The 24243-nt window shown below is 63.6% G+C and carries 24 protein-coding genes; 4 read left to right on the top strand and 20 right to left on the bottom strand.

What is annotated here, in order from left to right:
- Window positions 1-8: 8 nt before the first annotated feature.
- From ftsZ to B7Y49_RS04810, 18 genes are all read right to left on the bottom strand, one after another.
- A complete protein-coding gene (ftsZ, locus tag B7Y49_RS04895) occupies window positions 9-1457 on the bottom strand; it encodes a cell division protein FtsZ (protein WP_374126498.1) in 1449 nt (482 codons plus the stop codon).
- Between the two features lie 114 nt (window positions 1458-1571).
- Window positions 1572-2834, bottom strand: coding sequence for a cell division protein FtsA (ftsA, locus tag B7Y49_RS04890; RefSeq protein WP_374126455.1), 1263 nt, complete (start codon window positions 2832-2834; stop codon window positions 1572-1574).
- A gap of 4 nt (window positions 2835-2838) precedes the next feature.
- Window positions 2839-3786 (bottom strand): cell division protein FtsQ/DivIB, encoded by a 948-nt coding sequence (locus tag B7Y49_RS04885; protein WP_374126454.1) that lies wholly within the window; start codon window positions 3784-3786, stop codon window positions 2839-2841.
- Window positions 3783-4703, bottom strand: coding sequence for a D-alanine--D-alanine ligase (locus tag B7Y49_RS04880; protein WP_374126453.1), 921 nt, complete (start codon window positions 4701-4703; stop codon window positions 3783-3785). Before B7Y49_RS04880 ends, B7Y49_RS04885 begins: the two co-directional genes overlap by 4 nt.
- A gap of 127 nt (window positions 4704-4830) precedes the next feature.
- Window positions 4831-5709, bottom strand: a complete 879-nt coding sequence (gene murB / locus B7Y49_RS04875; RefSeq protein WP_374126452.1) for a UDP-N-acetylmuramate dehydrogenase — start codon at window positions 5707-5709, stop codon at window positions 4831-4833.
- Between the two features lie 125 nt (window positions 5710-5834).
- Complete coding sequence (gene murC / locus B7Y49_RS04870; RefSeq protein WP_374126451.1) at window positions 5835-7253, bottom strand: UDP-N-acetylmuramate--L-alanine ligase; 1419 nt, start codon at window positions 7251-7253, stop codon at window positions 5835-5837.
- 9 nt (window positions 7254-7262) lie between these two features.
- Complete coding sequence (murG, locus tag B7Y49_RS04865; RefSeq protein WP_374126450.1) at window positions 7263-8423, bottom strand: UDP-N-acetylglucosamine--N-acetylmuramyl-(pentapeptide) pyrophosphoryl-undecaprenol N-acetylglucosamine transferase; 1161 nt, start codon at window positions 8421-8423, stop codon at window positions 7263-7265.
- Window positions 8420-9667, bottom strand: a complete 1248-nt coding sequence (locus tag B7Y49_RS04860; RefSeq protein ID WP_374126449.1) for an FtsW/RodA/SpoVE family cell cycle protein — start codon at window positions 9665-9667, stop codon at window positions 8420-8422. The genes murG and B7Y49_RS04860 overlap by 4 nt, the downstream gene beginning before the upstream one ends.
- A complete protein-coding gene (gene murD / locus B7Y49_RS04855) occupies window positions 9664-10953 on the bottom strand; it encodes a UDP-N-acetylmuramoyl-L-alanine--D-glutamate ligase (protein ID WP_374126448.1) in 1290 nt (429 codons plus the stop codon). Before murD ends, B7Y49_RS04860 begins: the two co-directional genes overlap by 4 nt.
- Window positions 10950-12020, bottom strand: coding sequence for a phospho-N-acetylmuramoyl-pentapeptide-transferase (mraY, locus tag B7Y49_RS04850; RefSeq protein WP_374126447.1), 1071 nt, complete (start codon window positions 12018-12020; stop codon window positions 10950-10952). Before mraY ends, murD begins: the two co-directional genes overlap by 4 nt.
- Window positions 12020-13396 carry a UDP-N-acetylmuramoyl-tripeptide--D-alanyl-D-alanine ligase gene (gene murF / locus B7Y49_RS04845; protein WP_374126446.1) on the bottom strand — a complete coding sequence of 459 codons (1377 nt, stop codon included), beginning with the start codon at window positions 13394-13396 and terminating at the stop codon, window positions 12020-12022. Before murF ends, mraY begins: the two co-directional genes overlap by 1 nt.
- A complete protein-coding gene (locus tag B7Y49_RS04840; protein ID WP_374126445.1) occupies window positions 13393-14808 on the bottom strand; it encodes a Mur ligase family protein in 1416 nt (471 codons plus the stop codon). The genes murF and B7Y49_RS04840 overlap by 4 nt, the downstream gene beginning before the upstream one ends.
- Window positions 14805-16520: a penicillin-binding protein 2 gene (locus B7Y49_RS04835; RefSeq protein WP_374126444.1), complete on the bottom strand. Its 1716-nt coding sequence runs from the start codon at window positions 16518-16520 to the stop codon at window positions 14805-14807. The genes B7Y49_RS04840 and B7Y49_RS04835 overlap by 4 nt, the downstream gene beginning before the upstream one ends.
- Window positions 16517-17110 (bottom strand): hypothetical protein, encoded by a 594-nt coding sequence (locus B7Y49_RS04830; RefSeq protein WP_374126443.1) that lies wholly within the window; start codon window positions 17108-17110, stop codon window positions 16517-16519. The genes B7Y49_RS04835 and B7Y49_RS04830 overlap by 4 nt, the downstream gene beginning before the upstream one ends.
- The gene (gene rsmH / locus B7Y49_RS04825) at window positions 17110-18036 is read right to left on the bottom strand and encodes a 16S rRNA (cytosine(1402)-N(4))-methyltransferase RsmH (RefSeq protein ID WP_374126442.1); all 927 of its coding nucleotides are present in this window, start codon (window positions 18034-18036) and stop codon (window positions 17110-17112) included. Before rsmH ends, B7Y49_RS04830 begins: the two co-directional genes overlap by 1 nt.
- Window positions 18037-18047: 11 nt before the next feature.
- A complete protein-coding gene (locus B7Y49_RS04820) occupies window positions 18048-18551 on the bottom strand; it encodes a division/cell wall cluster transcriptional repressor MraZ (protein WP_374126441.1) in 504 nt (167 codons plus the stop codon).
- 355 nt (window positions 18552-18906) lie between these two features.
- The gene (locus tag B7Y49_RS04815; RefSeq protein WP_374126440.1) at window positions 18907-19200 is read right to left on the bottom strand and encodes a hypothetical protein; all 294 of its coding nucleotides are present in this window, start codon (window positions 19198-19200) and stop codon (window positions 18907-18909) included.
- A gap of 66 nt (window positions 19201-19266) precedes the next feature.
- The gene (locus B7Y49_RS04810) at window positions 19267-20256 is read right to left on the bottom strand and encodes a cysteine synthase A (RefSeq protein ID WP_374126439.1); all 990 of its coding nucleotides are present in this window, start codon (window positions 20254-20256) and stop codon (window positions 19267-19269) included.
- A gap of 116 nt (window positions 20257-20372) precedes the next feature.
- On the opposite strand from B7Y49_RS04810, the gene B7Y49_RS04805 reads away from it, so the two are divergent.
- Window positions 20373-20639, top strand: coding sequence for a type II toxin-antitoxin system VapB family antitoxin (locus B7Y49_RS04805; RefSeq protein ID WP_374126438.1), 267 nt, complete (start codon window positions 20373-20375; stop codon window positions 20637-20639).
- Window positions 20636-21025 carry a type II toxin-antitoxin system VapC family toxin gene (locus tag B7Y49_RS04800; RefSeq protein ID WP_374126437.1) on the top strand — a complete coding sequence of 130 codons (390 nt, stop codon included), beginning with the start codon at window positions 20636-20638 and terminating at the stop codon, window positions 21023-21025. Before B7Y49_RS04805 ends, B7Y49_RS04800 begins: the two co-directional genes overlap by 4 nt.
- 3 nt (window positions 21026-21028) lie before the next feature.
- Here the strand turns inward: B7Y49_RS04800 and B7Y49_RS04795 are convergent, their stop codons facing one another.
- Together B7Y49_RS04795 and B7Y49_RS04790 are read right to left on the bottom strand one after the other, a co-directional pair.
- The gene (locus B7Y49_RS04795) at window positions 21029-21367 is read right to left on the bottom strand and encodes a DUF962 domain-containing protein (protein ID WP_374126436.1); all 339 of its coding nucleotides are present in this window, start codon (window positions 21365-21367) and stop codon (window positions 21029-21031) included.
- A 29-nt stretch (window positions 21368-21396) separates the two neighbouring features.
- On the bottom strand, window positions 21397-23502 hold the full coding sequence (locus B7Y49_RS04790) for an amidohydrolase family protein (RefSeq protein WP_374126435.1): 2106 nt from the start codon (window positions 23500-23502) through the stop codon (window positions 21397-21399).
- 97 nt (window positions 23503-23599) lie between these two features.
- Between B7Y49_RS04790 and B7Y49_RS04785 the strand changes: the two genes are divergently transcribed.
- Entirely contained in the window at window positions 23600-23941 is a 342-nt protein-coding gene (locus tag B7Y49_RS04785; protein ID WP_374126434.1) for a hypothetical protein, read from the top strand.
- A 104-nt stretch (window positions 23942-24045) separates the two neighbouring features.
- The coding region (locus tag B7Y49_RS04780) for a hypothetical protein (protein ID WP_374126433.1) at window positions 24046-24243 on the top strand (198 nt) is incomplete at its 3' end.

Raw genomic sequence — 24243 nt, 5'->3', positions numbered from 1 at the left:
GCCGGGACTTACTGGTTGTTCTGGCGATGCAGGAACCGCGGGATATCAAGCGGGTCTTTGGCCGTGCCATCGTCATCCTTGGCAGCACCGCGCGTGACGTTCGACATCCGCTCGAACAATGTCCCCCCCACCTTGACGCGAGGTGCAGGTTCCGGGGCGGGTTCGGGTTCGGTGGTCGCAATCGTCGGCGCGGGATCAGGCGCATCGAGCGAGCCGGGCGCCAACCACTGGCTGCGATCCTCTGGCGTTTCTGCTTCGCCACCAAAGGTCGGCGCCGTTGGCACCGCTGCTTCTTCGCCCAGCACCAATTCGTCATCTGCCGGATCAGCAGCAATCGGCGTTTCCGGTTCCGATTTGGCGGGTGCCGGGGCTTCGAACGTGACCGGCACCGGGGCTGCTACGGGTTCAGCGGCGACAACAGGTGACTCGGCGCGGCGCGGCGTCGAAAAGCTGAACGCACGCGATGGCTCGGGTGCCGATTGCGGCCGTGAGTCGGCGTCGATGCCGGTTGCGACGACCGAGACGCGGATCTTGCCTTCCAGATCGGGATTGAAGGCCGAGCCCCAGATGATGTTCGCATCGGGATCGACCAGCTCACGGATGTGATTGGCGGCTTCGTCGACTTCGAGCAGGCGCATATCCTCGCCACCGGTGATCGAGATGATAACGCCCTTGGCACCCTGCATGCTGACGCCGTCGAGCAGCGGGTTGTTGATCGCCTTTTGCGCGGCCACGATCGCGCGGTCGTCGCCTTCGGCTTCGCCCGTGCCCATCATCGCCTTGCCCATCTCCTGCATCACCGAGCGAACATCGGCGAAATCCAGGTTGATCAGGCCGGGCATCACCATCAGATCGGTGATGCCGCGTACGCCCTGCTGCAGCACTTCATCGGCCATTTCAAAGGCCTGTTTGAAGGTGGTGTTGGCATTGGCGATCAGGAACAGGTTCTGGTTCGGAATAACGATCAGCGTATCGACGTACTTCTGCAGTTCCTCGATGCCCGCCTCGGCGCTTTTCGCACGGCGATTGCCCTCAAAGGCGAAGGGCTTCGTCACCACGCCGACCGTCAGGATTCCCAGGTCGCGCGCTGCCTTGGCGATGACGGGGGCAGCGCCGGTGCCGGTGCCTCCGCCCATGCCCGCCGCGATGAAGCACATATGCGCGCCTTCGAGCATCTTGGTGATCGATTCGATCGTTTCCTCGGCCGCTGCGCGACCGATTTCAGGGCGTGAGCCTGCGCCCAATCCCTGCGTGATCTTGGCACCCAGTTGCACCCGCTGCGATGCGGTCGACTGTTTCAGCGCCTGCGCGTCGGTGTTGGCGACCAGAAAGTCGACTCCCTGCACATTCGCGCGCATCATATTGGTGATGGCGTTGCCGCCAGCGCCGCCGACACCGATCACCGCGATGCGCGGCGTCAGCTCGTCGACCTCGGGTGGAAGGAATTCGATGCTCATCGCCATGTCTCCATCACGACCCTTGGCAAAGCGGGTCATTTGTTCGTTCGCGCCGTTCTGCACCATGCAATCCGGCTACTCTAGCCCCAATCATAATATGACTGTCGTAATTCTTTAATAATTTGTCCTGAACGCCTGCATCAGCCGCTGAAACACCGCAAAACCCTGCGGTCGGGTCACCATCTGGTGCGCCGGGGAGGCGGCGCGCAAATCGACCGGGTTCGACGCAGCGTAATGCGCCAGCCCTGCCAGCGTCGCGAAAGCCGGGCCGCTATGCGCCTCTGGCAATGCCGTCAGCCCTCGCGGGCGGCCGACCCGCACTGATCGACCAAGCGCCGCCTGGGCATAATCGGCAACCCCTTTCAGCTCGGCACCGCCTCCGGTCAGCACCACTTGCCGCCCGACCGGCCCTTCGAACCCAAGTTCCGCCAGCGCCTTCTGCACTTCGCCCATCAGGTGATCGAGCCGCTGGCGGATGACCGCGATCAGCTGGGCCTTGGTGATGCGGGCGCCTTCGCTGGCGTCATCATCCATCGACACTGGCCCGACATCGATCATGTCATGATTGTCACGCGGCGAGGCATTGGCGGAGCCGTAGAAACACTTCATCCGCTCCGCCTGTACCCGACTGGTGCCGAACACGCTGGCGATGTCATCAGTGATGTCGGCCGCCCCGAACGGGATCGACGTCAACCCCACCAGCATCCCGCCGGCAAACAGCGACACATTGGTGATGCCCGCCCCCATTTCGACGAGTGCCACGCCAAGCTCGCGCTCCTCGTCCGACAAACAGGCCATGCCAGTCGCAACCGGTGACGCGATGATCGACTTCACCTCAAGATGGGCGGAGCGCACGCACAGATCGAGGTTGCGCACCGGCGATCCGTCCGCAGCGACGACGTGGATATGCACGCCCAGCCGATCGGCATGCAGCCCGAGTGGCTTCTTCACCCCCGTCAGCCCGTCAAGCGTGTAGAGCGTTGGCTGCGCATGCAGCACCATCCGCCCCGCGGGGTCGATCGAATTCCGCCCCGCGGCGAGCAGTTCGTCGATATCGCCTTGTTCGATCCGGTGCCCGCCGAGTTCGACCTCCACCGAGGCGACATCTGAAACCAGGCACCCCGCCGAAAAGCTCACCCAGACATTCTCGATATTCAGCCCGGCGATCCGTTCGGCCTGTTCCACCGCTTCGCGCACCGCGGCCTCGGTCGCGCCCATATCGGCGATATAGCCGCGCTTCACGCCCCGGCTTTCGCGCTGGCCGGTACCGAGCACCACCAGCTCGCCGCCTTCGGCCTTTTGCGCGATCATCGCCGAGACTTTCGACGATCCGATATCGAGCGCGGTGATCAATCCTTCGGGTGCGGTCTTGGCCATGGTCTTATCCTTGCCGGTCGATGCGCATGACGGCGCCGGTATTTGGTCCGTCGCTGCTCTTATCATTGGTCGAAGTATCGGTAATCGCGCGCTGCCCCTGATGACCGGGCTTGCGCACCACCAGTCGCGTCGGATCGCGCATGTCGAACCGCAGCCAGCCCTTGCCGAGCAGCGCCTGTGCCCCGTCGAGCTCGGCGAATTTTACCAGCGCCTTTTCGGGATTTTCCTCGGGCAGAACCAAAGTCTCGCCGGTTTCGAAAACGATGTTCCAGCGCCGGTTGCCAACCCAGGTCGCCGCCTTGACGAGCGGGCGCAGCGCCGGGGCCGCATCAAGCAGCGCGCGATAGGCAGGCGTTTGCCAGTTGGCGCCCTCCCCAATCACGCGCGGTAATTCGGGCAATTCATCGGGCGAAATCTGTTGGAGCGGCTCGCCATTGGCGTCGATCAGCGTCAATTGCCCCTTTTCCTGCCACACGGCAGCGGGCTGGCGCTCGATGATGTGGACGACCAGCTTGTCGGGCAAGCGTCGGGACACCTGCGCATCGGCGATCCAGCCATATTTGAGCAGCTTTTGGCGCACGCCTTCCAGATCGACGAGCGGCATCGCGCGCGATTGCTGATCGAGCGCGACGGCATAGACCGTCATCGGGTTCATCCGCTTGACGCCCGTCACCTCTATGCCGCGCACTCGGAAGCCCGCGCGGCCGATTTCCTCAGCAACGGCAACGCCAGCTGCCTGTGGCACGCCGAACAGGCTCGCAACACCCAGCGCCCCAGCGCCGATCACACCCATGATCGACCAGGTCGCGATCCGTTGCAACGTGCGCTCGCTGACCGGCAGCATCGCGATCATACGGTCGATCTGCGATGGCTTTTGTACCTTGGCCACACGCCGCTTAGGCTGAACCGGGCGGCGCGCGGGCGGATTACCGCGACGGATGGATTTACTCACAACGCTTCCTCCAAAATACGCTGGACGAACTGGGGATAGGTCATACCGCGGTGGCGCGCCTGTTCGGGCGCCAAGCTCAGCGGCGTCATGCCGGGCTGGGTGTTCACTTCGAGCAGGAAGAGCCCGTCGACCCCCAGATTGTCATCCCATCGGAAATCGGATCGCGAGCATCCCTTGCAGCCAAGCAAACGGTGCGAATCGAGCGCGATCTTCATGCAGGCGGCCGCAATCTCATCAGGAATCAATGCCGGATAGACGTGCTCGGTCATACCATCGGTATATTTGGCGTCGTAATCGTAAAAACCGCTCTTTGGCTTCAACTCGGTGACGCCCAGCGGCTCGTCACCCAGGACAGCGGTCGTCAGTTCACGCCCGCGAATGAAGGGTTCGGCGAGCAGTTCCTCGAATTCCTGCCACGGCCCCACCGCATCGGGCGCAATCGGGTTGCCGTAATTCCCGTCTTCGGTGACGATCGCAACGCCGACTGACGAGCCTTCGTTGACCGGCTTGAGCACATAGGGACGCGGCAACGGATCGGCTTCGTACAGCGTTGCCGTCTTCACAATCCGCCCGCCGGGCATCGGGATGCCGTGCGGGACGAGCAGCAACTTCGTCAGCTGCTTGTCGATCGCGATGACCGACGTGGCCAGGCCCGAATGGGTGTATTTCAACCCCATCAGATCGAGCATCCCCTGCACCGATCCATCCTCCCCCGGCGTGCCGTGAAGCGCGTTGAAGACGACATCTGGCGAGGCTTCGGCGAGCCGCGCAGCAACGTCGCGACCCATATCGATCCGCGTTACCCGATGGCCGAGCGATTCAAGCGCATCGGCGACATTCGCACCCGTGACGAGCGAGACTTCGCGTTCAGCGGACCAGCCGCCCATCAGCACGGCGATGTGGAGGGGAGTTACCATTTGTTTGCACTCACCAACCAACCGTCATTCCCGCGAAAGTGGGAACCGATGGAAACACCACTTCCATTGCTCGTGCTGCACCCAACGGATCCCCGCTTGCGCGGGGATGACGGGATAAGCAGCGACATCATGCTACTTCCCCCACCCGCTGAATTTCCCACTCCAAAGTTACCCCTGAATGCGCTTTCACCCGCGTCCTCACTTCTTCGCCCAGCGCCTCGATATCGGCGCTGGTGGCCGCGCCGAGGTTGAGCAGGAAATTACAATGCTTCTCGCTGACCTGCGCGTCGCCGATCGTCAGGCCACGGCATCCAGCAGCGTCGACGAGCGCCCATGCCTTATGCCCGTCCGGGTTTTTGAAGGTCGAGCCGCCCGTCTTGGAGCGCAGCGGCTGCGATTCCTCACGCGCGGCGGCGATGCGGTCCATCTCGGCCTGGATCGCTTGTGGGTCGCCAAGGGTGCCATGAAACACCGCCTCGACCACGATCGCGCCTTCAGGCAACGTCGAGTGACGATAGGTATAGCCCAATGCGTCGACGGGCAGCGACTGCACCGTCCCGTCGCGCAAGACGATCGTGCAGTTGATGAGCACGTCCTTCGTCTCGCGGCCATAAGCGCCGCCGTTCATGCGCACGAACCCGCCCACCGTGCCAGGGATCGAGCGCAGAAATTCGAGCCCGGCGATGCCAGCGTCGCGCGCGGTGGAGGAAACTAGAATGCCAGAGGTGCCACCGCCGCACGTCAATGACGTGCCATCAGCGCGCGCAAAGCTGAACGCCTTGCCCAGCCGCACGACGACGCCCCGCCAGCCGCCATCGCGCACGATCAGATTGGATCCAAGCCCCAGCGCCATGACGGGTGTCGCGGGGTCGAGGTTGGCGAGGAACTCGCTGAGATCCTGCACGTCCTTTGGCTCGAACAGCCAATCCGCCAATCCGCCGGACTTGAACCAGACGAGCGGGGCAAGTGGCGCGTTGGGGGTGAGGCGGCCGGACACTGTCGGCATTCCCCTCCCGCTTGCGGGAGGGGTTAGGGGTGGGAACGAGGGTGCCTCCACAAGAGTGCTAGAGACCAGTTCAGGCCCACCCCCAGCCCCTCCCGCGAGCGGGAGGGGGGCAGAAAAGTGGCCGCTCACGCCCGCACCGCCACGATCGCATCGGCCAGCCCAGCCGCCCATTTCGTGATGTCACCCGCGCCCAGACAGATCACTATATCGCCGGGCTGAATGGTCTCGGCCAGCACCTCGGCCAGCGCCGCCGCATCCGCAACAGTCGCCGCACTCCGATGCCCGCGCGTCTTCAATCCCGATACCAGCGCCTCGGCATCGACGCCCTCGATCGGCGCTTCCCCAGCCGCATAAACCGGTGATACCAGCACCATATCGGCATCGTTGAAGGCCTGCTGGAACTCCTCCATCAAACTGTCGAGCCGGGTGTAGCGATGCGGCTGAACCACCGCGATCACCCGGTTGGTCGCCCCCTCGCGCGCCGCCGACAACACCGCCCGGATTTCGACCGGGTGGTGGCCATAATCGTCAATGATCGTCACCGACCCGTCTTCGAGCGGTACTTCGCCGACCTTGGTGAAGCGCCGCTTCACGCCGCCGAACTTGGCGAAACCTTGCTGGATCGTCGCATCGGGAATGCCCAGCTCGAGCGCCACGCCGATCGCGGCGAGCGCGTTCTGGACATTATGACGGCCAGGCATCGGCATCTCGATCCCCTCAATCGAGCGCTGGCTGCCGTCGCGGCTCCGCACGATCGCTTCGAACCGGTTGCCGCCGGGGATTGGCGTCACGTTCACGCCGCGCACATCGGCCTGCGCCGAAAAGCCGTAAGTCACGACACGCCGGTCGCGCACACGCGGGATGATGCCCTGCACCTCGGGATGATCGAGGCAGAGCAGTGCCGCGCCGTAAAAGGGGACGTTCTCGACAAACTCGACATAGGCGTCCTTGGCGTTGTCGAAGCTGCCATAATGATCGAGATGTTCGGGATCGATGTTAGTGACAACGGCGATCGTGCCGTCGAGGCGGAGGAAGCTGCCGTCGCTTTCGTCGGCCTCCACGACCATCCAGTCGCTGGCCCCCAGCCGGGCGTTGGAGCCATAGCTGTTGATGATACCACCGTTGATCACCGTCGGGTCGACACCACCGGCATCGAGCAAGGCCGCAATCATGCTCGTTGTCGTCGTTTTGCCGTGCGTGCCCGCCACCGCGACGGTCGATTTCAGTCGCATCAACTCGGCGAGCATTTCGGCACGACGCACCACGGGGATGCGGCGTTCATAGGCCGCCTCGACTTCAGGATTGTCGCGCTTGATCGCGGTCGAGGTGACGATCACCGCCGCATCACCCAGATTATCGGCGCTATGGCCGATATGCACGGCAATGCCCTTGCCGCGCAGACCAGCAATCACATAACCCTCGGCGACGTCCGACCCTTGGACCTTATAGCCAAGGTTATGCATCACCTCGGCAATACCGGACATGCCGATCCCGCCTATGCCAACGAAATGGATCGTGCCGATATCAGTAGCGACACCCCTCATGTGCTTGCCTTACGCATAGGCCGCCTGATCCCCGAATTTGATCGGGCGGTTCAGGCCGACCATGATGTCGCTCTTCGGCGCATCCAAGCTTTCGACCAGATCGGCCAGATCGCGCGTCGCATCGGGCCGGCCACAGGCGCGCGCGCGACCGGCGGCGTTCTGCAGCGCGGCCGGATCAAGCCCCAGCTTCTGCATCTGCTTGGCAAGTTCAATCGGGGTGAAGGCGCGCTGATCGATCGTGCGCGCCCCCCCCGCCATCGTCATTTCGCGCGCATTGGCGGTCTGGTGATCATCGGTCGCGCTGGGAAGCGGCACCAGGATCGCGGGGCGGCCTGCGGCGGTCAGTTCGGCCAGGGTCGATGCGCCAGCGCGCGCGATCACCAGATGTGCCCAGGCGAGTTGCTCGGGCAGATCGGGCAAATAGGTGGCGAGCTCGGCCGCAATCGAAAGCTCGGCATATTTGGCGCGGACCTGATCGATATCCTCCAGCCGCGCCTGATGAGTCACCTGCAACCGCCGACGAAAGCTGATCGGCAGCAGTGCGAGGCCGTCCGGCACGACCTGGCTCAACACGCTCGCGCCCTGGCTGCCGCCGGTCACAAGTATGCGGAAAATGCCGTCCTCCTCGAGCAACGGATAAGGCCGCGTGCGCAGCGCCAACACCACATCGCGCACAGGGTTGCCCACCAGATGCGTCTTACCGCGCCAGCTGTCCTTCAGCCGCTCGACATCGGGATAGGACGTCGCAATCGCATGTACCCTGCCCGCGACCAGCCGGTTCACCCGGCCAAGCACCGCGTTCTGTTCGTGCACCGCGGTTGGAATATTCTGCGCAAAGGCGCCCAACAGCGTCGGGAAAGCCGGATAGCCGCCAAAGCCGATGACGGCGGCGGGGCGATGCTTGCGGAACAGGCCGATCGCCATGCTCCGCCCGCGCAGCATGTTCACGCCCGCGCGCGCCCAGCCGATCGGGCCACCCGCAAGCCGCCCGGCGGGCAGGATATGCGTTTCAATGCCGTCGAACAGTCCGGGAAAGCGCACGCCGCGTTCATCACTCACCAGCGCGACGCTGTGTCCGCGCTTGATCAGCTCGGCCGCTAGCGCGGCGGCAGGCACCATATGCCCGCCGGTGCCACCTGCTGCGAGAACGAAATGGCGTGCTTTGCTCATTGGCCGCTCCACCGGACGACATAGGGAGATCGCGTCAGGAACGGATTGCGCCGTGTGAACGCCAGCAGCAAGCCCATTCCGATCGACAGCGCGATCATCGACGATCCGCCATAGCTGATGAACGGCAAGGTCATGCCCTTTGACGGGGCAAGCCCGGTGTTTACCGCCATGCTGACCAGCGCCTGCGCACCGAATTGCGTGGCGAGGCCGGCAGCGGCGAGCATCCGGAACGGATCGGGCTCGTCGAGCAGTTTCACGAACACGCGCACGACAATCGCCAGAAACAGCAGCGCGATCACCGCGCATGCGATCAGTCCGAATTCCTCACCGATCACCGAAAAGATATAATCGGTATGCGCTTCGGGCAGGCGAAACTTCATCGCGCCGCCGCCAGGTCCCGTTCCGGTCGCGCCGCCTGCTGTGAGCGTCGCATAGGCCATGTCGGTCTGGTAATGGTCGCTCGCGCCGCTGTTGTCGCCGCGCGACAGAAACGCGTCGATGCGGATGCGCGCAGTATCGTAAAACAGATACGCCGCGATCAGCCCCACCGGCACCGCCGCGAGAAACCCGCCAAGCACGCGGACGGGCGTACCCGCGATCATCAACAACGCCAGCCAGATGACGCAAAAGATGATCGTCTGGCCGAAATCGGGCTGCATCATCAGCAGGCAAGCGACGACAGCAGTCAGCGCCGTGGTAATCGGTACCACCGGCAAATCGGCTTCCTTTGTGCGCAGCGACAGCAGCCAGGCGGTTGCAACGATGAAGAACGGCTTCAAAAACTCCGACGGCTGGAACTCGGCAATGCCCAGCCCGATCCAGCGCCGCGCGCCATTATGCTCGACGCCAACAAAGGGCACCGCGGCCAGCAACACGATGAACACGCCCGCCCCGATCAGCGCCATCCGCCGCGCCAATGAGACAGGCAGCATCGATACCAGGAACATCACCGGCAGCGACACGCCCACCCACATCACCTGCCGCCAGAAATAATGGAGCGGCGCGAAATGCACCTTCTCGCCCGAATAGCGAACCGCCGATGCCGGGCTCGCCGCCGCCACCGCGAGCAGGCCGATGGCCATCAGCAGCAGTGCCAGCAACAGCAGCACCCGGTCGATATCCCAGAACCACATGCCCAGCGGCGTGCGATCCCCGCGCCCGCCGCGTGGCTTGACGCTGGCCCATAGCGCACGGCGTTGATCGGCGCCGGGACGGGATACAGCTTCGGTCATGGCATCGCTCATGGCAGAGCCTCCACTGCGACCCGGAACGCATCGCCCCGTGCCTCGAAATCACGAAACTGATCGAACGAAGCGCAAGCCGGGGAGAGCAGCACCGTCTCCCCTGTCTGCGCCGCGCCAGCTGCACTGACAACGGCACGCTCCAGCGTTTCGCAATAGGTAACCGGCATTGTACCCGTCAGCAGGTCGCGGAACTGCTGGCCCGCAGCGCCAATCGTATAAGCCGCGCGGACATGGCCGAAGCCGGGGCGGCATGCCTCCAGTGATGGCGATTTCGCCTGCCCACCGAGAATCCAGTGAATGCCGTCGAACGCCGCGAGCGCCGGGGCGGCACTTTCGGGGTTGGTCGCCTTGCTGTCGTTCACGAAGCGCACGCCGTTTTTGACCGCGACGGTTTCCATCCGGTGCGGCAGCCCGCGAAAGCTCGCAAGGCCAGCATCGATAGCTGAATTCGGGATGCCCAGCGCCTCGCAGGCATTGATTGCGGCGAGCGCATTCTGGGCGTTGTGCGGCCCTTGCAGCGACGGCCACCGCGATTGATCCATGCAGAAACCGGGCGCGATCTTGGTCAGATGCTCGCCGCGCCCTGATAAGCTGCGCGCGATCGCGGCGGACGGCGCATCGAAGATCGAGACGATCGCGTCGTGCTGCGGCGATTGCATCTCGAACAACCGCGCCTTGGCGGCGGCATAGGCATCGAACCCGTCATAGCGATCGAGATGATCGGGCGTGATGTTGAGCAGCACCGCGACATCGCAGTCGAGGCTTTGGGTCAGATCGATCTGATAGCTCGACAGTTCGAGCACATAGACACCACCTTCGAGCAGCGGTGCCTGTTCAAGGATCGGCAGGCCGATATTGCCGCCCATCAGCACGGGCACGTCCGCCGTCTCGATGATGTGCTTGATCAGCGCCGTGGTGGTCGATTTGCCGTTGGTACCAGTGATGCCGACCACCTTGTGCGGCGGCAGCTCAGCGCGGGCCTGCGCGAACAATTCGATGTCGCCGATGATCGGCACGCCCGCTGCGCGCGCCTTGGCCGCGATCGGGTGGGTGTTGAGCGGCACGCCGGGCGAGAGGACGAGAGCGTCGAAATCGGCAATTGGCATTTCATCAAGATTTGAAACCGCCACATTGCTGGTTTCAATGCCAGCGCGCCGCACCCCATCATTGTCCCAAGCAACAACCTCTGCCCCGGCAGCATCGAGCGCACGCACCGTTGCCGCACCCGAGCGCGCCAGTCCAAGCACCGCGAAGCGTTTGCCGCGCCAGGTGCTACTGGTGATCACCGCAATTTCAGCGTCGACAGGCCGGCGAGCGCGAGCACGATCGCGATGATCCAGAAGCGGATCACCACCGTCGCCTCGGCCCAGCCCAATTGTTCGAAATGGTGGTGAATCGGCGCCATGCGGAACACACGCTTGCCGGTGCGCTTGTAGAAGAACACCTGGATGATCACGCTCATCGCCTCGACCACGAACAGCCCGCCGATGATGCCGAGCACGATTTCGTGATGCGCAACGACCGAAATCGCGCCGAGCGCGCCGCCCAGCGCCAGGCTGCCGGTATCGCCCATGAACACCGCTGCCGGCGGCGCATTGAACCACAGGAACGCCAGCCCCGCACCCACCATCGCGCCGCAGAAGATCGCCATGTCGCCGGCGCGCGGCACGTGTGGGATGCCGAGATACTCGGCGAACTTTGCATTGCCCGCGAGATAGGCGATCAGCATGAAGGCGACGGCGGCGATGATCACCGGCATCGTCGCGAGGCCATCGAGCCCGTCGGTCAGGTTCACGGCATTGCCGAACGCCACGATCGTGAACGCGGCGAACAGAATGTAGAAATAGCCCAGATCGATCACCGATCCGCTGTAGAATGGCAGGTACAGCTGCGTGCCGTTCTGTTGGGTGATGATCCAGCTGGCGACCCCGGCAATCGCGAATTCGCCCAGCAGCCGCATCCGCCCTGAAATGCCGGCGGTGCTTGCTTTGCGCACCTTGTCATAATCGTCGAGGAACCCGATCACGCCGAAGCCCAATGTCACGAACAGGCATGCCCAGACGAAGGGGTTGGTCAGATCCATCCAGAGCAGGATCGAGATCGCCATGCTCGTCAGGATCATCAGCCCGCCCATCGTCGGCGTGCCGCGCTTGGCGAGGTGGGTTTGGGGGCCATCGGCGCGGATCGGTTGCCCCTTGCCCTGCCGAACGCGCAGCCAGCCGATGAAACGCGGGCCGATGATCAGCCCGATCACCAAGGCCGTGGCCACCGCCCCGCCGCTGCGAAAACTGAGGTAGCGCACCAGATTAAGAACGCCAGGAAAGCCGAGATATTCCGCGATGAAATACAGCATTATGGTTTTTCGCCCCCCAGCGCCGTGACCACTGTCATCAGCCCCACGCTGTTCGATCCCTTGATGAGAACCGCATCACCCGCCGACAGCACCGTTTTCAGGTGCGCCAACGCGGTTGCGGCATCGGGCACATGGACGAAATCGACCCTCCCCTCAAGCGCGATTGCGAGCGCGGCCATGCCCTCCCCCACCAGGATCGCCAATGTCACACCGGCGTCGATCACCGGTGCGGCGAGGCCGGCATGAAAGGCGGGACCATCAACGCCGAGTTCCCCCATTTGGCCGAGCAGCGCGATCTTGCGCGGTGCAGGTTCGGCCGCCAACACCGCCAGCGTTGCGCGCATCGATGACGGATTGGCGTTGTAGCTTTCGTCAATCACCAGCGCCGCGCCGCCGGGCACCGCCGTCAGGAAGCGCGCGCCCCGCCCCGGCAGCCCGCCGAGATCCGCCAGCCCAAGCCCTGCCAGCGCCACATCCGCCCCTGCCGCTTCAACTGCCGCCAGCACCGCGAGCGAATTGGAAACGAGATGATCACCCGGCTGGCCAATCGTAAAGCTCAGTTCACGCGACACCAGCCGAGCGGTGACGAAAGTGCCCCCGGTCTGCGTCCGCATCGCTTCAAGCGCTCGAACATCGGCCCCGTCGCCGCGGCCAAAGGTGACGATCCGGGCGCCCTCCTTTTTCGCCGCCTTCACGAGCCGATCGCGATGGACATTATCGAACGGGATGATCGCGGTGCCACCGGCTTCGAGCCCCTGAAATATCTCGGCCTTCGCATCGGCAATGCCGGCCTCGTCTTTGAAAAACTCGATATGCACCGGGCCGACATTAGTGATGATCGCCACATGCGGCCGCACAAAGCGCGTCAGCGCGGCGAGCTCGCCCGCATGATTCATCCCCATTTCGAGCACGGCATAGCGGCAATCGGCGGGCATCCGCGCCAAGCTGAGCGGCACGCCGGTATGGTTGTTATAGCTTTTGACCGACCGGTGGACCTTCCCCGGCGCGCTGCGATCGAGTGCGGCGAACAGCGCTTCCTTGGTGCCCGTCTTGCCCACCGATCCAGTGACGCCGATGATCGTCGCATCGGTGCGCGCTCGTGCGGCAACACCCAGCGCCTCAAGCGCGGCCATCGTATCGGCGACGAGCACATGGGGGTGCTCGGTCGGCGTGCTGACGATCGCGCCCGCCGCACCGCGAGCAAATGCCTGGTCGAGGAAGCGGTGACCGTCGGTCGCCTCCCCCTTCAGTGCGATGAACAGGTCGCCGGGGCCGACTTCGCGGGAATCGAAGGTGACGCCTGTCGCGTCAAACGGTGCAGAGGCGGTGCCACCAGTGGCGGTCGCAATCGCATCCGATGTCCAAAGCCCGCTCATGCCACACATTCCCGCGCGACGCTGACGTCATCGAACGGCAGCACCATGTCGCCGACGATCTGGCCCTGTTCGTGCCCCTTGCCCGTCAGCAACACGATATCGCCTGGTCCAGCGGCAGCGATCGCAGCAGCAATCGCCTCGCGCCGCCCGGCGACTTCGGTCGCGCCCGGCGCCCCTGCCATCACCTGCGCACGGATCGTCGCGGGATCCTCGCTACGCGGATTATCGTCCGTCACGATGACGAGGTCGGCAAGACCCGACGCCACCGCCCCCATGGGCGCGCGCTTGCCCGAATCCCGATCGCCCCCCGCCCCAATCAAGACGATCAGCTTGCCCGATGCATGCGGCTTCAGCGCCGCAATCGCCGCCTCGATCGCGTCGGGCGTGTGGGCATAATCGACATAGACCGGCGCGCCCTGGCGACTAATCACCGCGCGCTCCAGCCGCCCGCGCACCGGCTGCAACCGCGCGAGCGCCGCCAGCGTTGGCGCCACCTCACCGCCCGTGGCGATCACCAGCCCCGCCGCGGTCAGCGCGTTGGCGGCCTGATAGGCACCGATCAGCGGCAGGTTTACCTTGTGGCGCTGGCCATCCGCTTCGATCGTCAGCCCCTGCCCCAACAGGCTCGGCTCGCGGCCGACCAGTCGCAAGGTTTCGCCCTGCTCACCCACCGTGATCACGCGGTTGCCGCGTTCACGCGCCAGATCGATCACGCGGGGCGAATATTCGTCATCGGCCCACACCACGGCAGTGCCTGTGGGAGCAAGAATATCGGTAAAGAGCCGCATCTTCGCGGTAAAATAATCCGCCATGTCGCGATGATAATCGAGGTGATCGCGGCTTAGATTGGTGAACGCCGCCGCCTGCACCGGCAAGCCCTCGGTGCGATATTGCGACAGGCCATGGCTCGATGCCTCAAACGCCAGATGCGTCACACCCTCGCGCGCCAGCCCACCGACATTGGACAGGAAAGTGACGATATCGGGCGTAGTCAGCCCGGTCGTCACACTGTCATTCGCGGTGGTGACGCCCAACGTGCCGATCGAGGCGGCATGGTGCCCAAACATCCGCCACAGTTGGCGCGTCATCTCAACCGTCGATGTCTTGCCATTGGTGCCGGTGACGGCGACCGCAGTTTCGGGAAAAGGTGCGAAGAACTTTGCCGCCAGCGCTGCAAATGCCGCGCGGGGATTGTCACTGGCAATATGGCACGCACCGGTCACGGCCACGCCCGGCCGCGCCACCACGGCAATCGCGCCGCTGACAATCGCCGCTTCGATGAAATCCTCGCCATTCAGGCGCATGCCTTCGAACGCGCCGAAGATCGTACCGGGCGCGACCTTGCGGTGGTCAATCGCAAACCCGGTCACGGTCTGCGTCTCATCACCGCCAATGAGCGCGCCCAGCTTCATTCGGGGTCCGTCGTCGATTCGCCCGGTGCGTGCCAGAGCAGCGGGGTGAGATCGGATACGTCCACGTCACGGCGCATATCGGGCATCACGCCAAGCATTTGTCCCGTCCGGGCGATGACGCGGCTGACGACCGGCGCGACCGTCCACGCCGCCGTCGTCTGCCCTTGCGATTGCGCATTGGCGACGGGCGAATCGAGCATGGCGATCACCACGTAACGGGGTGCATCCATGGGAAAGGCAGCGGCGAAGGTGGAAACATTGCGACTCCGCGAATAGCCGCTCTTCATTGCAATTTCAGCAGTGCCCGTTTTGCCCCCAACGCGGTAGCCGGGCGCCTCGCCTTTGCGCCCCGTGCCGTCGAGCACCACAAGGCGGAGCAATTGCCGCATCCGATCACTCGTCGATTGCGCAAGCACGCGGCGGCCACTGCTCGCCTTGCCAGACTCGACCCGTAACAAGGTCGCCGGACGCCAGATGCCGCCATTGACGAGCGCGGCATAGGCACTCGCCAAATGGAGCGGCGTCACCGCGATGCCGTGACCATAGCCGCTGGTCATCACCGTTACCCGGCCCCAATAATGCGGCCAGATCGAGCGCTGCTTCTCGCGCAGTTCGATATCGGGGCGCGTATCAAAGCCCAGCCGCCGGAACATGGCCTGCATCCGCGCGGCGCCCAGCTCATCGGCGATCCGCGCGGTGACAATGTTGGATGAGTGCACCAAGGTTTCCGGAATATCGAGATAGCGGCGCTGCGGATGATCATCCTTGATCTGAAACCGCCCGATCTTGAGCGGCTCACGCGCATCGAACCGCCGCGACATCGATGTTACAACGCCGCTGTCGATCGCCGCTGCCATCGTGATCGGTTTGAACGTCGAACCGAGTTCATAGACCGATTGAGTGACGTTGTTACGCATCCCGTCCTTTGACGCGCCGCGCAACTGGTTAGGATTGTACATCGGCATCGATACCATCGCGATAATTTCGCCCGTATCGGCGTCGAGCATCACACCGGCCGCGCCCTTCGCCTTGAAAGACAGCATCGCGTTGCCAAGCTCGCTTTCAAATGCGGCCTGGACGCGTGCGTCGATCGAAAGTGCAACCGGTTTCGACCGTTCGATCGGATCGGTCAGTCGCGCCTCAAGGACGCGCTCCATCCCGCTGACCCCGGCGCCATTGGGATCAAGAAAGCCGATGGCGTGCGCGGCCATGCTCGACTGCGGATAGAGTCGCTCGGGTTCGCGCGCAAAATCAACCGCAGGCTCACCGAGCGCGTTCACCGCCTTCACGAGTTCGGGCATCGCCCGGCGTTGCAGATAAAAAAACTTCGCGCCCGACCGCAGCTTGGCGAGATACCAGCCACTGTCATGCTCAGGCATCAGCGCGGCGAGCTTTGGCGCCAGATCTTCGGGATCGTTGACCAGCTTGTTGGGGTGAATGCCGATCGACCAGGCATCGATGGTACGGGCTAGCGGTGCACCGTTGCGATCGACGATGTCGCCGCGCAGCGGCACGAGCGCGGCAGCGCCATCGCGCGTCGTCGCCGGTTCGGCGAACACCGCCAGAAACGTCAGCCGCAGCAGGATCATCATCACCCCGGCGCTGATCAGCAGCATCAGGATCATCAGGCGCACCGGCGCAATCGTCGCCATGGGGTGGCGCGCGCCGGTCAGCCGCTTTGGTGCGACGGGTCTGGCGACCAGGACGGTCAACGGCTGCCCACGGCTTCGGCGCGGGCCCGGTTCATCAGATCACCGATCGTCGAATCGCTCAGCAGCTTGCGATCGAGCATCGCAATCGCTGCGCCCCGTTGGCCGCCAGGATGCGCCTGCACGGCGGCGGCACTGGCCAGTACCGCGCGGACCGGGCGGATAGCGGGGGCGGCCGATGGCGCGGCGGGCTGCGGTGCCACCGGCGCGGGGGCGGGCGTGATCACGTCGAGCGCCCGCGGTGCGGCAGGCACAATGTACGCGGCGACCTGCGCGCGCGGCGCCTCCCCAATCGGCCCATCCAGATCGATTGTGGCGAGGGCAGCTTCATCGGCCACGAACTGCTCGCTGGCGGGGACGGTCAACGCAAAAATCTCGCCGTTCCAGCGGGCGAGCTGGGCCAGATTGGCGCGGGTATCGAACTCGGTTTCCAGCGCGCGGATCTCGCGCTTGGCGAGCATGATCTTGCGATCCATGTCGGCCACTTTTTTACGCTCGGCCGCCACCTGCAGCGACACGAGATAGAAGCCGAGCACGATGATCACCCCGCTCAGGAACCAGCCCAAACCCCGCAACCGATATGCTGCCGTCATTACGCTTCTCCTACTGGCCAGGGCGCAGCGCTCGTCCGCTTTGCCACCCGCAATGTTGCTGAACGCGCCCGCGGATTGCGGGCAATCTCCTCCTCGCCGGCGCGCACCGCGCGGCCGACGGCTTCGAAACTCGGATCGGCCTTTGCCGCGACCTGCGGCAAGTGCCGCGATCCGCCGGGGGTGCCGCCGCTGCGCTCGCGAAAGAACCGCTTCACCAGCCGGTCCTCAAGGCTGTGAAACGTCACCACCGCCAACCGCCCGCCGGGCTTCAGCACGCGCTCCGCCGCCACGAGCCCGTCGGCCAGCTCATCAAGCTCGCGGTTCAGATGAATGCGGATCGCCTGGAAGGTGCGGGTAGACGGATCCTTTTTGTCATGCGGGCGATAACCAAGCGCACGCCGCACGACGTTGGCCAGCTCTGTCGTCGTCGTGAGCGGGCGGGCAGCGACGATCGCACGAGCAACGCGGCGGGCGCGCGGTTCCTGGCCGAACTGGTACAGGATATCCGCGATCTCTTCCTCGTCAGCCTCGTTCAGAAACTCGGCCGCGCTGGTGCCTGACTGGCTCATCCGCATGTCGAGCGGCCCTTCGGCCTGGAACGAAAAGCCGCGGGCGGGTTGATCGAGCTGCATCGACGACACGCCGATATCCATGACCACACCGTCGACCGGCACGGCGTCGCGTTGCTCAAGCTCGGCCTCGATGGCGGAGAAAACGGCATGAATCAGCCGCAGCGCGCCCGCCGATTCCTCGACCAGCGCTGCACCACCGGCAATCGCGTCGGGATCGCGATCGAACGCAATCACCTGCGCGCCGCCCGCCAGCATCGCCCGGGTATAGCCGCCAGCGCCAAAGGTCGCGTCGACATGAATTTCGCCCGGCGCGATCGCCAGCGCGCTGATCACTTCATCGAGAAGGACGGGCACATGCGGGACATTCACAGCTGCTCACCCCGCTCTTCAAGGAAATGGGTCACCATTTCGCGCATCGTGGTATCGGCGCGGGAAGAGGCGAAGACCTGGGCGGGGTCCCAGATTTCGAAATGGCTGCCGAGCCCGTAGAAAAAGGCATATTTGCCGATCTTCGCGCGCTTGCGGGGAAAGCTCGGGAAGATGAACCGCCCGCTCGAGTCGAACGACACCGTATCCCAGGCCATGCCGCGCCGCAGGATCTGATCGTTGGGGGCCCCGTCCGGCCCGGCATGGGCCCGCGCGCGCGCTTCCAGTTCAGCGAACCGCGCTTCGCCCTGGGGCACATCATAAGCGACGAGGCACGTATCGCTTTCGTGCTGCGCGATCACGATCTGCGCGGCTTCCTTGGGGTCCATCTCGCGCGCGCTCCGGGCAACCAGGGTGGCGCGCAGCGACGCGGGGATCGCAACGCGACCCTTGTCGTCGACCTGCTGCAGCGCATAGCCCTGATAGATACCCCTGATCGACACGCCCACCTCATTCGTGGCGCGCAAAGCTCTCCAGTTCCGCGAAACGGCCCATCGCCGCCCGCAGACTCGCAAATCATCAACAAGAGAGCCCGCCCCTGTTAACCATGGTCTATCGCGGGAGATTTGGGGATGCAACGGGAAATTAGGGAAATGAGCGGGTGAGAACTACGTAATTGCGGGAACTCTCGTGAAGATCGGTCGTCGATACTCATCTTGTACTTGATTTGTTCGATATTCGCTTGGTTAAGGCAACGGAAGAATCGCGCAAAACACGGCCGATGTCACAGTGAAGGACGCTAGTGGGGCAGTTTCCCCAACCGATCCGGTGCCATCCCGAATGGGAGGCCATTCGCCCTTATCGCGGCGTGGTGGTGGCCGCCTGGTTACTAGCCTCGGTGGCTGTACTCGGGGCGACGCCCAGCTCTGCCAACGGTTCCTGCACCGTTTCGGTCTCGTTCAATGGCACTGCAGCCAGGTTGGCGATCAAGTCGGGCTTGGCACCATCGGCCGCAGTGGCGGGCACGGGTTCGCGGCTGGCGGAACTGAAGATCGCGCTGGCGAGCCCGATGAGCAGCATGACAAACGCCAGGCCGGTCATGCCGACCTTCACGCGCTGGATTGTCTGGGATGGTTCCAGGCTGGTTTTCATGGCTTCGACTATCGATTTAGCGGCTTGCAACGCTTTTGTCGAACCGGCGCGCGCAGCGCCATTGTCCTATGCCGGCACCGCTTCCGCCCGCGCCAGCCCCTTCGCCGCGAGCCATGCCGGGTTATAGAGCGTCGATAGATAGCGAAAGCCGGTGTCGCACAATATCGTCACCACGCGCTTGCCCGGCCCGAGATCCTGCGCCAGCCGTACAGCGCCCGCCACATTGATGCCCGATGAAAGGCCAAGGCACAGCCCCTCCTCATCAAGCAACCGCCCCATCCATTCATAGCCTTCGGCATCCGAAATACGGTACTGGGTATCGATCGGCGCGCCTTCCAGATTGGCAGTGATCCGCCCCTGCCCGATCCCCTCGGCAACCGAGGATCCTTCGGATTTCAGCTCGCCATGCGCGTAATATTCATACAGCGCCGCGCCATGCGGATCGGTGAGCGCGATCGTCACGCGTTCGTCCTTGCTTTTCAGCCCCATGCCGACTCCGGCGATCGTTCCGCCCGTCCCCGCCGCGCAGGTGAAGCCGTCGATCCGGCCGTCCATCTGCGCCCAGATCTCCTCCGCCGTCCCCATGATGTGGGCGCGGCGATTGGCGATATTGTCGAACTGGTTGGCCCACACCGCATTGGGCGTTTCCTCAGCGATCCGGCGCGACTGGTGCACGAAATGACACGGAGTCGAATAGGGCGCGGCCGGCACCAGCACCAGTTCGGCACCGAGTGCGCGAAGCGTCGCCATTTTCTCCTGGCTCTGGGTGTCGGGCATGACGATGATCGTCTTGTACCCCTTGGCATTGGCGACCAGCGCCAGCCCGATGCCCGTGTTCCCCGCCGTCCCCTCAACAATGGTCCCGCCGGACTGGATCGCCCCCCTCGCCTCGGCATCCTCGACGATGAACAGCGCCGCGCGATCCTTGATCGAGGCACCGGGGTTGGCGAATTCGCACTTGGCGAAAATCTCGCCACCGCTGGCCGCGCTGGGGCCGGCGAGGCGAACGAGCGGGGTATTGCCGATCAGTGCGAGCGTGTTGGGGATGATGGTCATGAACCATAAATGGCGCGGACCGGCGCTCTCGGCAAGCGAGTCAATCTTTGCGCTCCGATGCCCGCTATTGTTGCGGCGTGCCTCCAAGGGTATAACCTTGCGTTGCGGAGGTAGAAATGGCCAGCCAGCTTAACATCAAGGATGCCGAAACGATCGCCATGGCCCGGCAACTGGCCAAGGCCCGCAACACAACCGTCACCGGGGTGATCAAGGCTGCGCTGGAACGAGAAGTCCGCGAGCGGGAGGCTGCGCGCGAGGCGAAAATCGCCGCCATCATGAAAATTGCCGAAGATTTTCGCCGTACGATGCCAGAGGAATGGCGCGGCAAAACATCAAAGGAAATCATGGACGAAATCTACGACGAGCACGGCCTGCCGATATGATCGTCGACACATCGGCCATCATGGCCATACTGCTGGGCGAAGGCGAAGCGCTGGATTTTGTGTCGGCCATGGTAGATGCCGAGCGATGCTGCGTTTCGGCAGGATCGTGGATCGAAATTGCCGCCGTACTGACGCGGCGCAAAGCCGATCTCGATGGCGCGCTGAAGGAGCTCGCAGAACGATCCGAATTGCAGATCATGCCGGTCGATGTGCAGCAGGCCCGCATTGGTCACGATGCCTATCGTCGCTACGGTCGCGGTTCCGGCCACCCGGCGCACCTGAATTTCGGCGATTGCTTCGCTTACGCCCTGTCACGCGCCACTGGCGAGCCGTTACTCTTCAAGGGCGATGATTTCATCCAAACCGACGTGGCGGCCGCTGCCTGATCCTCAGGCCGGCTGCTTCACTGCCACGCCCGCCGCCGCCAGATGCGCCGGCAACCGTCCGGTGAGCCACAGGAAGAACATCCGGTAATCGCTGACCAGCGACCAAAGCGGATAAGTGAAGGTCGCGGGCCGGTTCTTCTCGACCGCAAAATGCGCTGGCCAGGCCATGCCGTATCCCGCCAGCGGCACCAGCGCCCACCACCATCCGCCAAGCACGATCGCGATAGCGGCAAAGCCGAACGTCATCGCCGTGCCGATATAATGCAGCGTACGCGTTTCGGGCTTGGCATGCTCGCGCAGATAGAATGGCCAGAATTCAGCATAGGTGGTGATCTTGGTCATCGTCTTGTCTCTGTCCCCCAATCGTCGTTTCACTTCGGTCGCCCTGAAAAACCCGCCGCCGCACGCAGCTCGTCAGCATTCATCAGTGCCCCGTCGGACATTACCCAGATCGTCCGCCGCATAGCGCCAATGTCCTTCGACGCATCACCGTCGACCAGCACAAGATCGGCCTGCTTACCGATGCTGATCGATCCCGTTTCCTTGTCCGCCCCCACCAGCCGTGCGGGCGCGATCGTCGCGGTCTGCAGCGCCTCGCCAGGGCTGAAACCGGCCTGCACATACAGCTCCAGCTCGCGCACGATCTCGAGCCCCGATCCATCGGTGCCCGCCACGATCGGCACACCGGCATCGTGCAACGCCTTTACCAGCGCAATCATCTTGGCAAAGCTCGCCCGCCAATCCGCCCGTGCCACCCCTTCGGGCGGCTTGAACCCACCGGCGCGAAAGCCGCGTTCCACGGCGGGCGGCAACGTGCCGACAAAGGGCGCATAGGCCGGTGACAGATCCCCATTTTCGGGAACATAGAGACTTTCGAAGGTCGAGATTGTCGGATCGACCACCGTTTGCTTCGCCGCCATCAGCTTGATCAGCGACTTCATTGGTTCTGCGTTCAGGTCGACGTCCTTGGCGTATTTGCCCGGGCCATTGAATCGCTCAATCCCGTTGCTGATGGCGATCACACTATCGGGAAGCGCCTGCATCATTACGAAATTGATGTGAGTGATCTCGTCATAGCCGCCCGCGATCACATCGGTCGCGCGCAGCGTCGCCGGAATGTGCCCATGGACGTGAAGCCCGAGCGTCTTGGCCTCCTTGATCCCGGCCCACAACCATTCGGGTTTCATTGAGGTGTAGAATTTCACGGCCGTAAAGCCGCTTTCCTTCGCGCGACGCACCGCCGCGACCGCTTCCTCCGCGGATCCGACGCTGATCCCGCCCTGGGCCTGCAGCGGCCCCTTCCCGTCGATCAGCACCGACGAATAGACCGTGGGGAACAGCAATTTGCCCGCAGCGATCTGCTGGTTGCGCAGCACTGTCGGCTGAATGTCGGCGCCCGGATTGCGCGCGCTCGTCGCTCCCTGCGACAGCAATTGCAGCCCGGACAAATCCGAGCCGACATGCATGTGCGCATCCCAGATGCCGGGGGACAGCGTCTTGCCGGTGCCGTCAATCACGCGCGCATTGGCGGGCAGCTTCACCGTGGCCGATGCCCCGACAGCGGCGATCTTGCCCTGGTCAGCGATCACCGTCTGGTCATCGACGAACTTCCCTGTCAACGCATCGAACAGCTTCACATGAGTGAAGGCGACCGGCACGGAAGAGACCTTGCCGAAGCGCTCCTTATACGCCGGATTGCGCGCCGCGAGCGCGTCGATCTGGGCCTTCTGAATCTTGAGCATGTCGCCGATGTAAGCCTCGGGCAGAAGCGCGATGAAGCTGACGAAGCCGAAAAAGCTGCCATCGGTGTTCATCACCACCGGGACCGGCTCGGTCGACACACCCTCAAGCGTCCACACCGTCACGGTCTTCGCAGTCGCGCCGTTGCCGACCGCGACATCGACCAGCTTTTCGAGCCTCGCGACACCGCCGGGCAGCAAGTTGATCTGCCGCCCCGGCGCTTTCATGATTGCCTCGGCGCCATAGGCAGTGGCGGCGAACGGCCCGCCAAAGGGTGAATATTGTGCCTTGCCGTCGTATTTCACCTCGCCCTTGTCGATCGGTGACTGCCAACGGGCAAAGCCACCCATGATCGAAAAGGTTTCCGCCGAATCGCCGCTCGGCGTGAAGCCGCGAATGACAATCCGGTCGGGCTGGCCGTTCGGGCCGGAATGGATCACTTCGTCCTGCTCGAATATCTGCCCGCGCAGGTTCATGCTCTCACGCACCGCATAGCTGCCGTCAGCAAGCCGCCACACCGCCGCACTGCCATGTTCACCTGCCGCCGAAACGAGCTTGTATTTCTGCGCATCGGCGGGCGGGACGAGCAGCTGTTCTTTAGGCGTCTGTGCACCTGCTGCAACGATACCGGGCAAAACGCCGACCGAAGTCATCAACGCGGCCAGCGCACAGGCCGCAATCTTTGCACGATGCCCCATCGACTCACCCTCCAAATCGGCAAACAACAGGCGGATCATCCCCCGCCGGTCGATCCTTGGCAAGCCACGCCTGACAGCGCGATCCGTTCGCTGGTCGCCTCTTTCCTATACACCCGAAATCGCCTATGTTCCATGTATGTTCCACGGCGAATCTGTCCTCCAACCCCAGGCCACCGTCGGGCCATTTGCGCCGGTTGCGCAGAAGCAATCGAGACCCGCAACTTCCGTAACTTTTCCCCCTGCAACCGAAAGCAATCTCTCTCTCCCGCCGCGCCCGCTGCGGTGGCTGTTTCTCGATCTCAACAGCTATTTCGCGAGCGTGGAGCAGCAGCTGAACCCGGCGCTGTACGGCAAACCAATCCTGGTCGCGCCGATCAAGCTGCCAAACATCTTTGCTTATCTAAGTGCTGCAAGGCGAGACTTACAATCTCAGCAGCCGCAGGCCCATCCGGAACTGTTTGAGCGCCGAGCGCTTTAAATGATCCGGTCCATCATCACTTCGGAAATGATTTAAAACAATAGCATAGCACCGGCGGATTCAATAAATACAGTAGGTACCGTACCGACTCACGAGGCAACGTGATGGCTAGATATCAATGGTGGTGTATCACAATAATCGTCTGCATTATCATTGCAGCGCCATCGAACAGTCGAACGATCACGCTCCCCCTACTGGTGCAAAGCGCTGGACAAACTACGTCGGCGGCGCCCAAGAAATCCGCTGACCCCGATATCGTTGTCAGTGGTCTGATCAATAAAAACAAGGGTCCTTGGAAGCGA

The organism is Sphingomonas sp. 28-62-11, from assembly GCF_002278865.1.
Classification (GTDB): Bacteria; Pseudomonadota; Alphaproteobacteria; order Sphingomonadales; family Sphingomonadaceae; genus Sphingomonas.
Note: the sequence above shows the minus strand (reverse complement) of the source record. Positions and strands in the feature narration are given on the sequence as shown.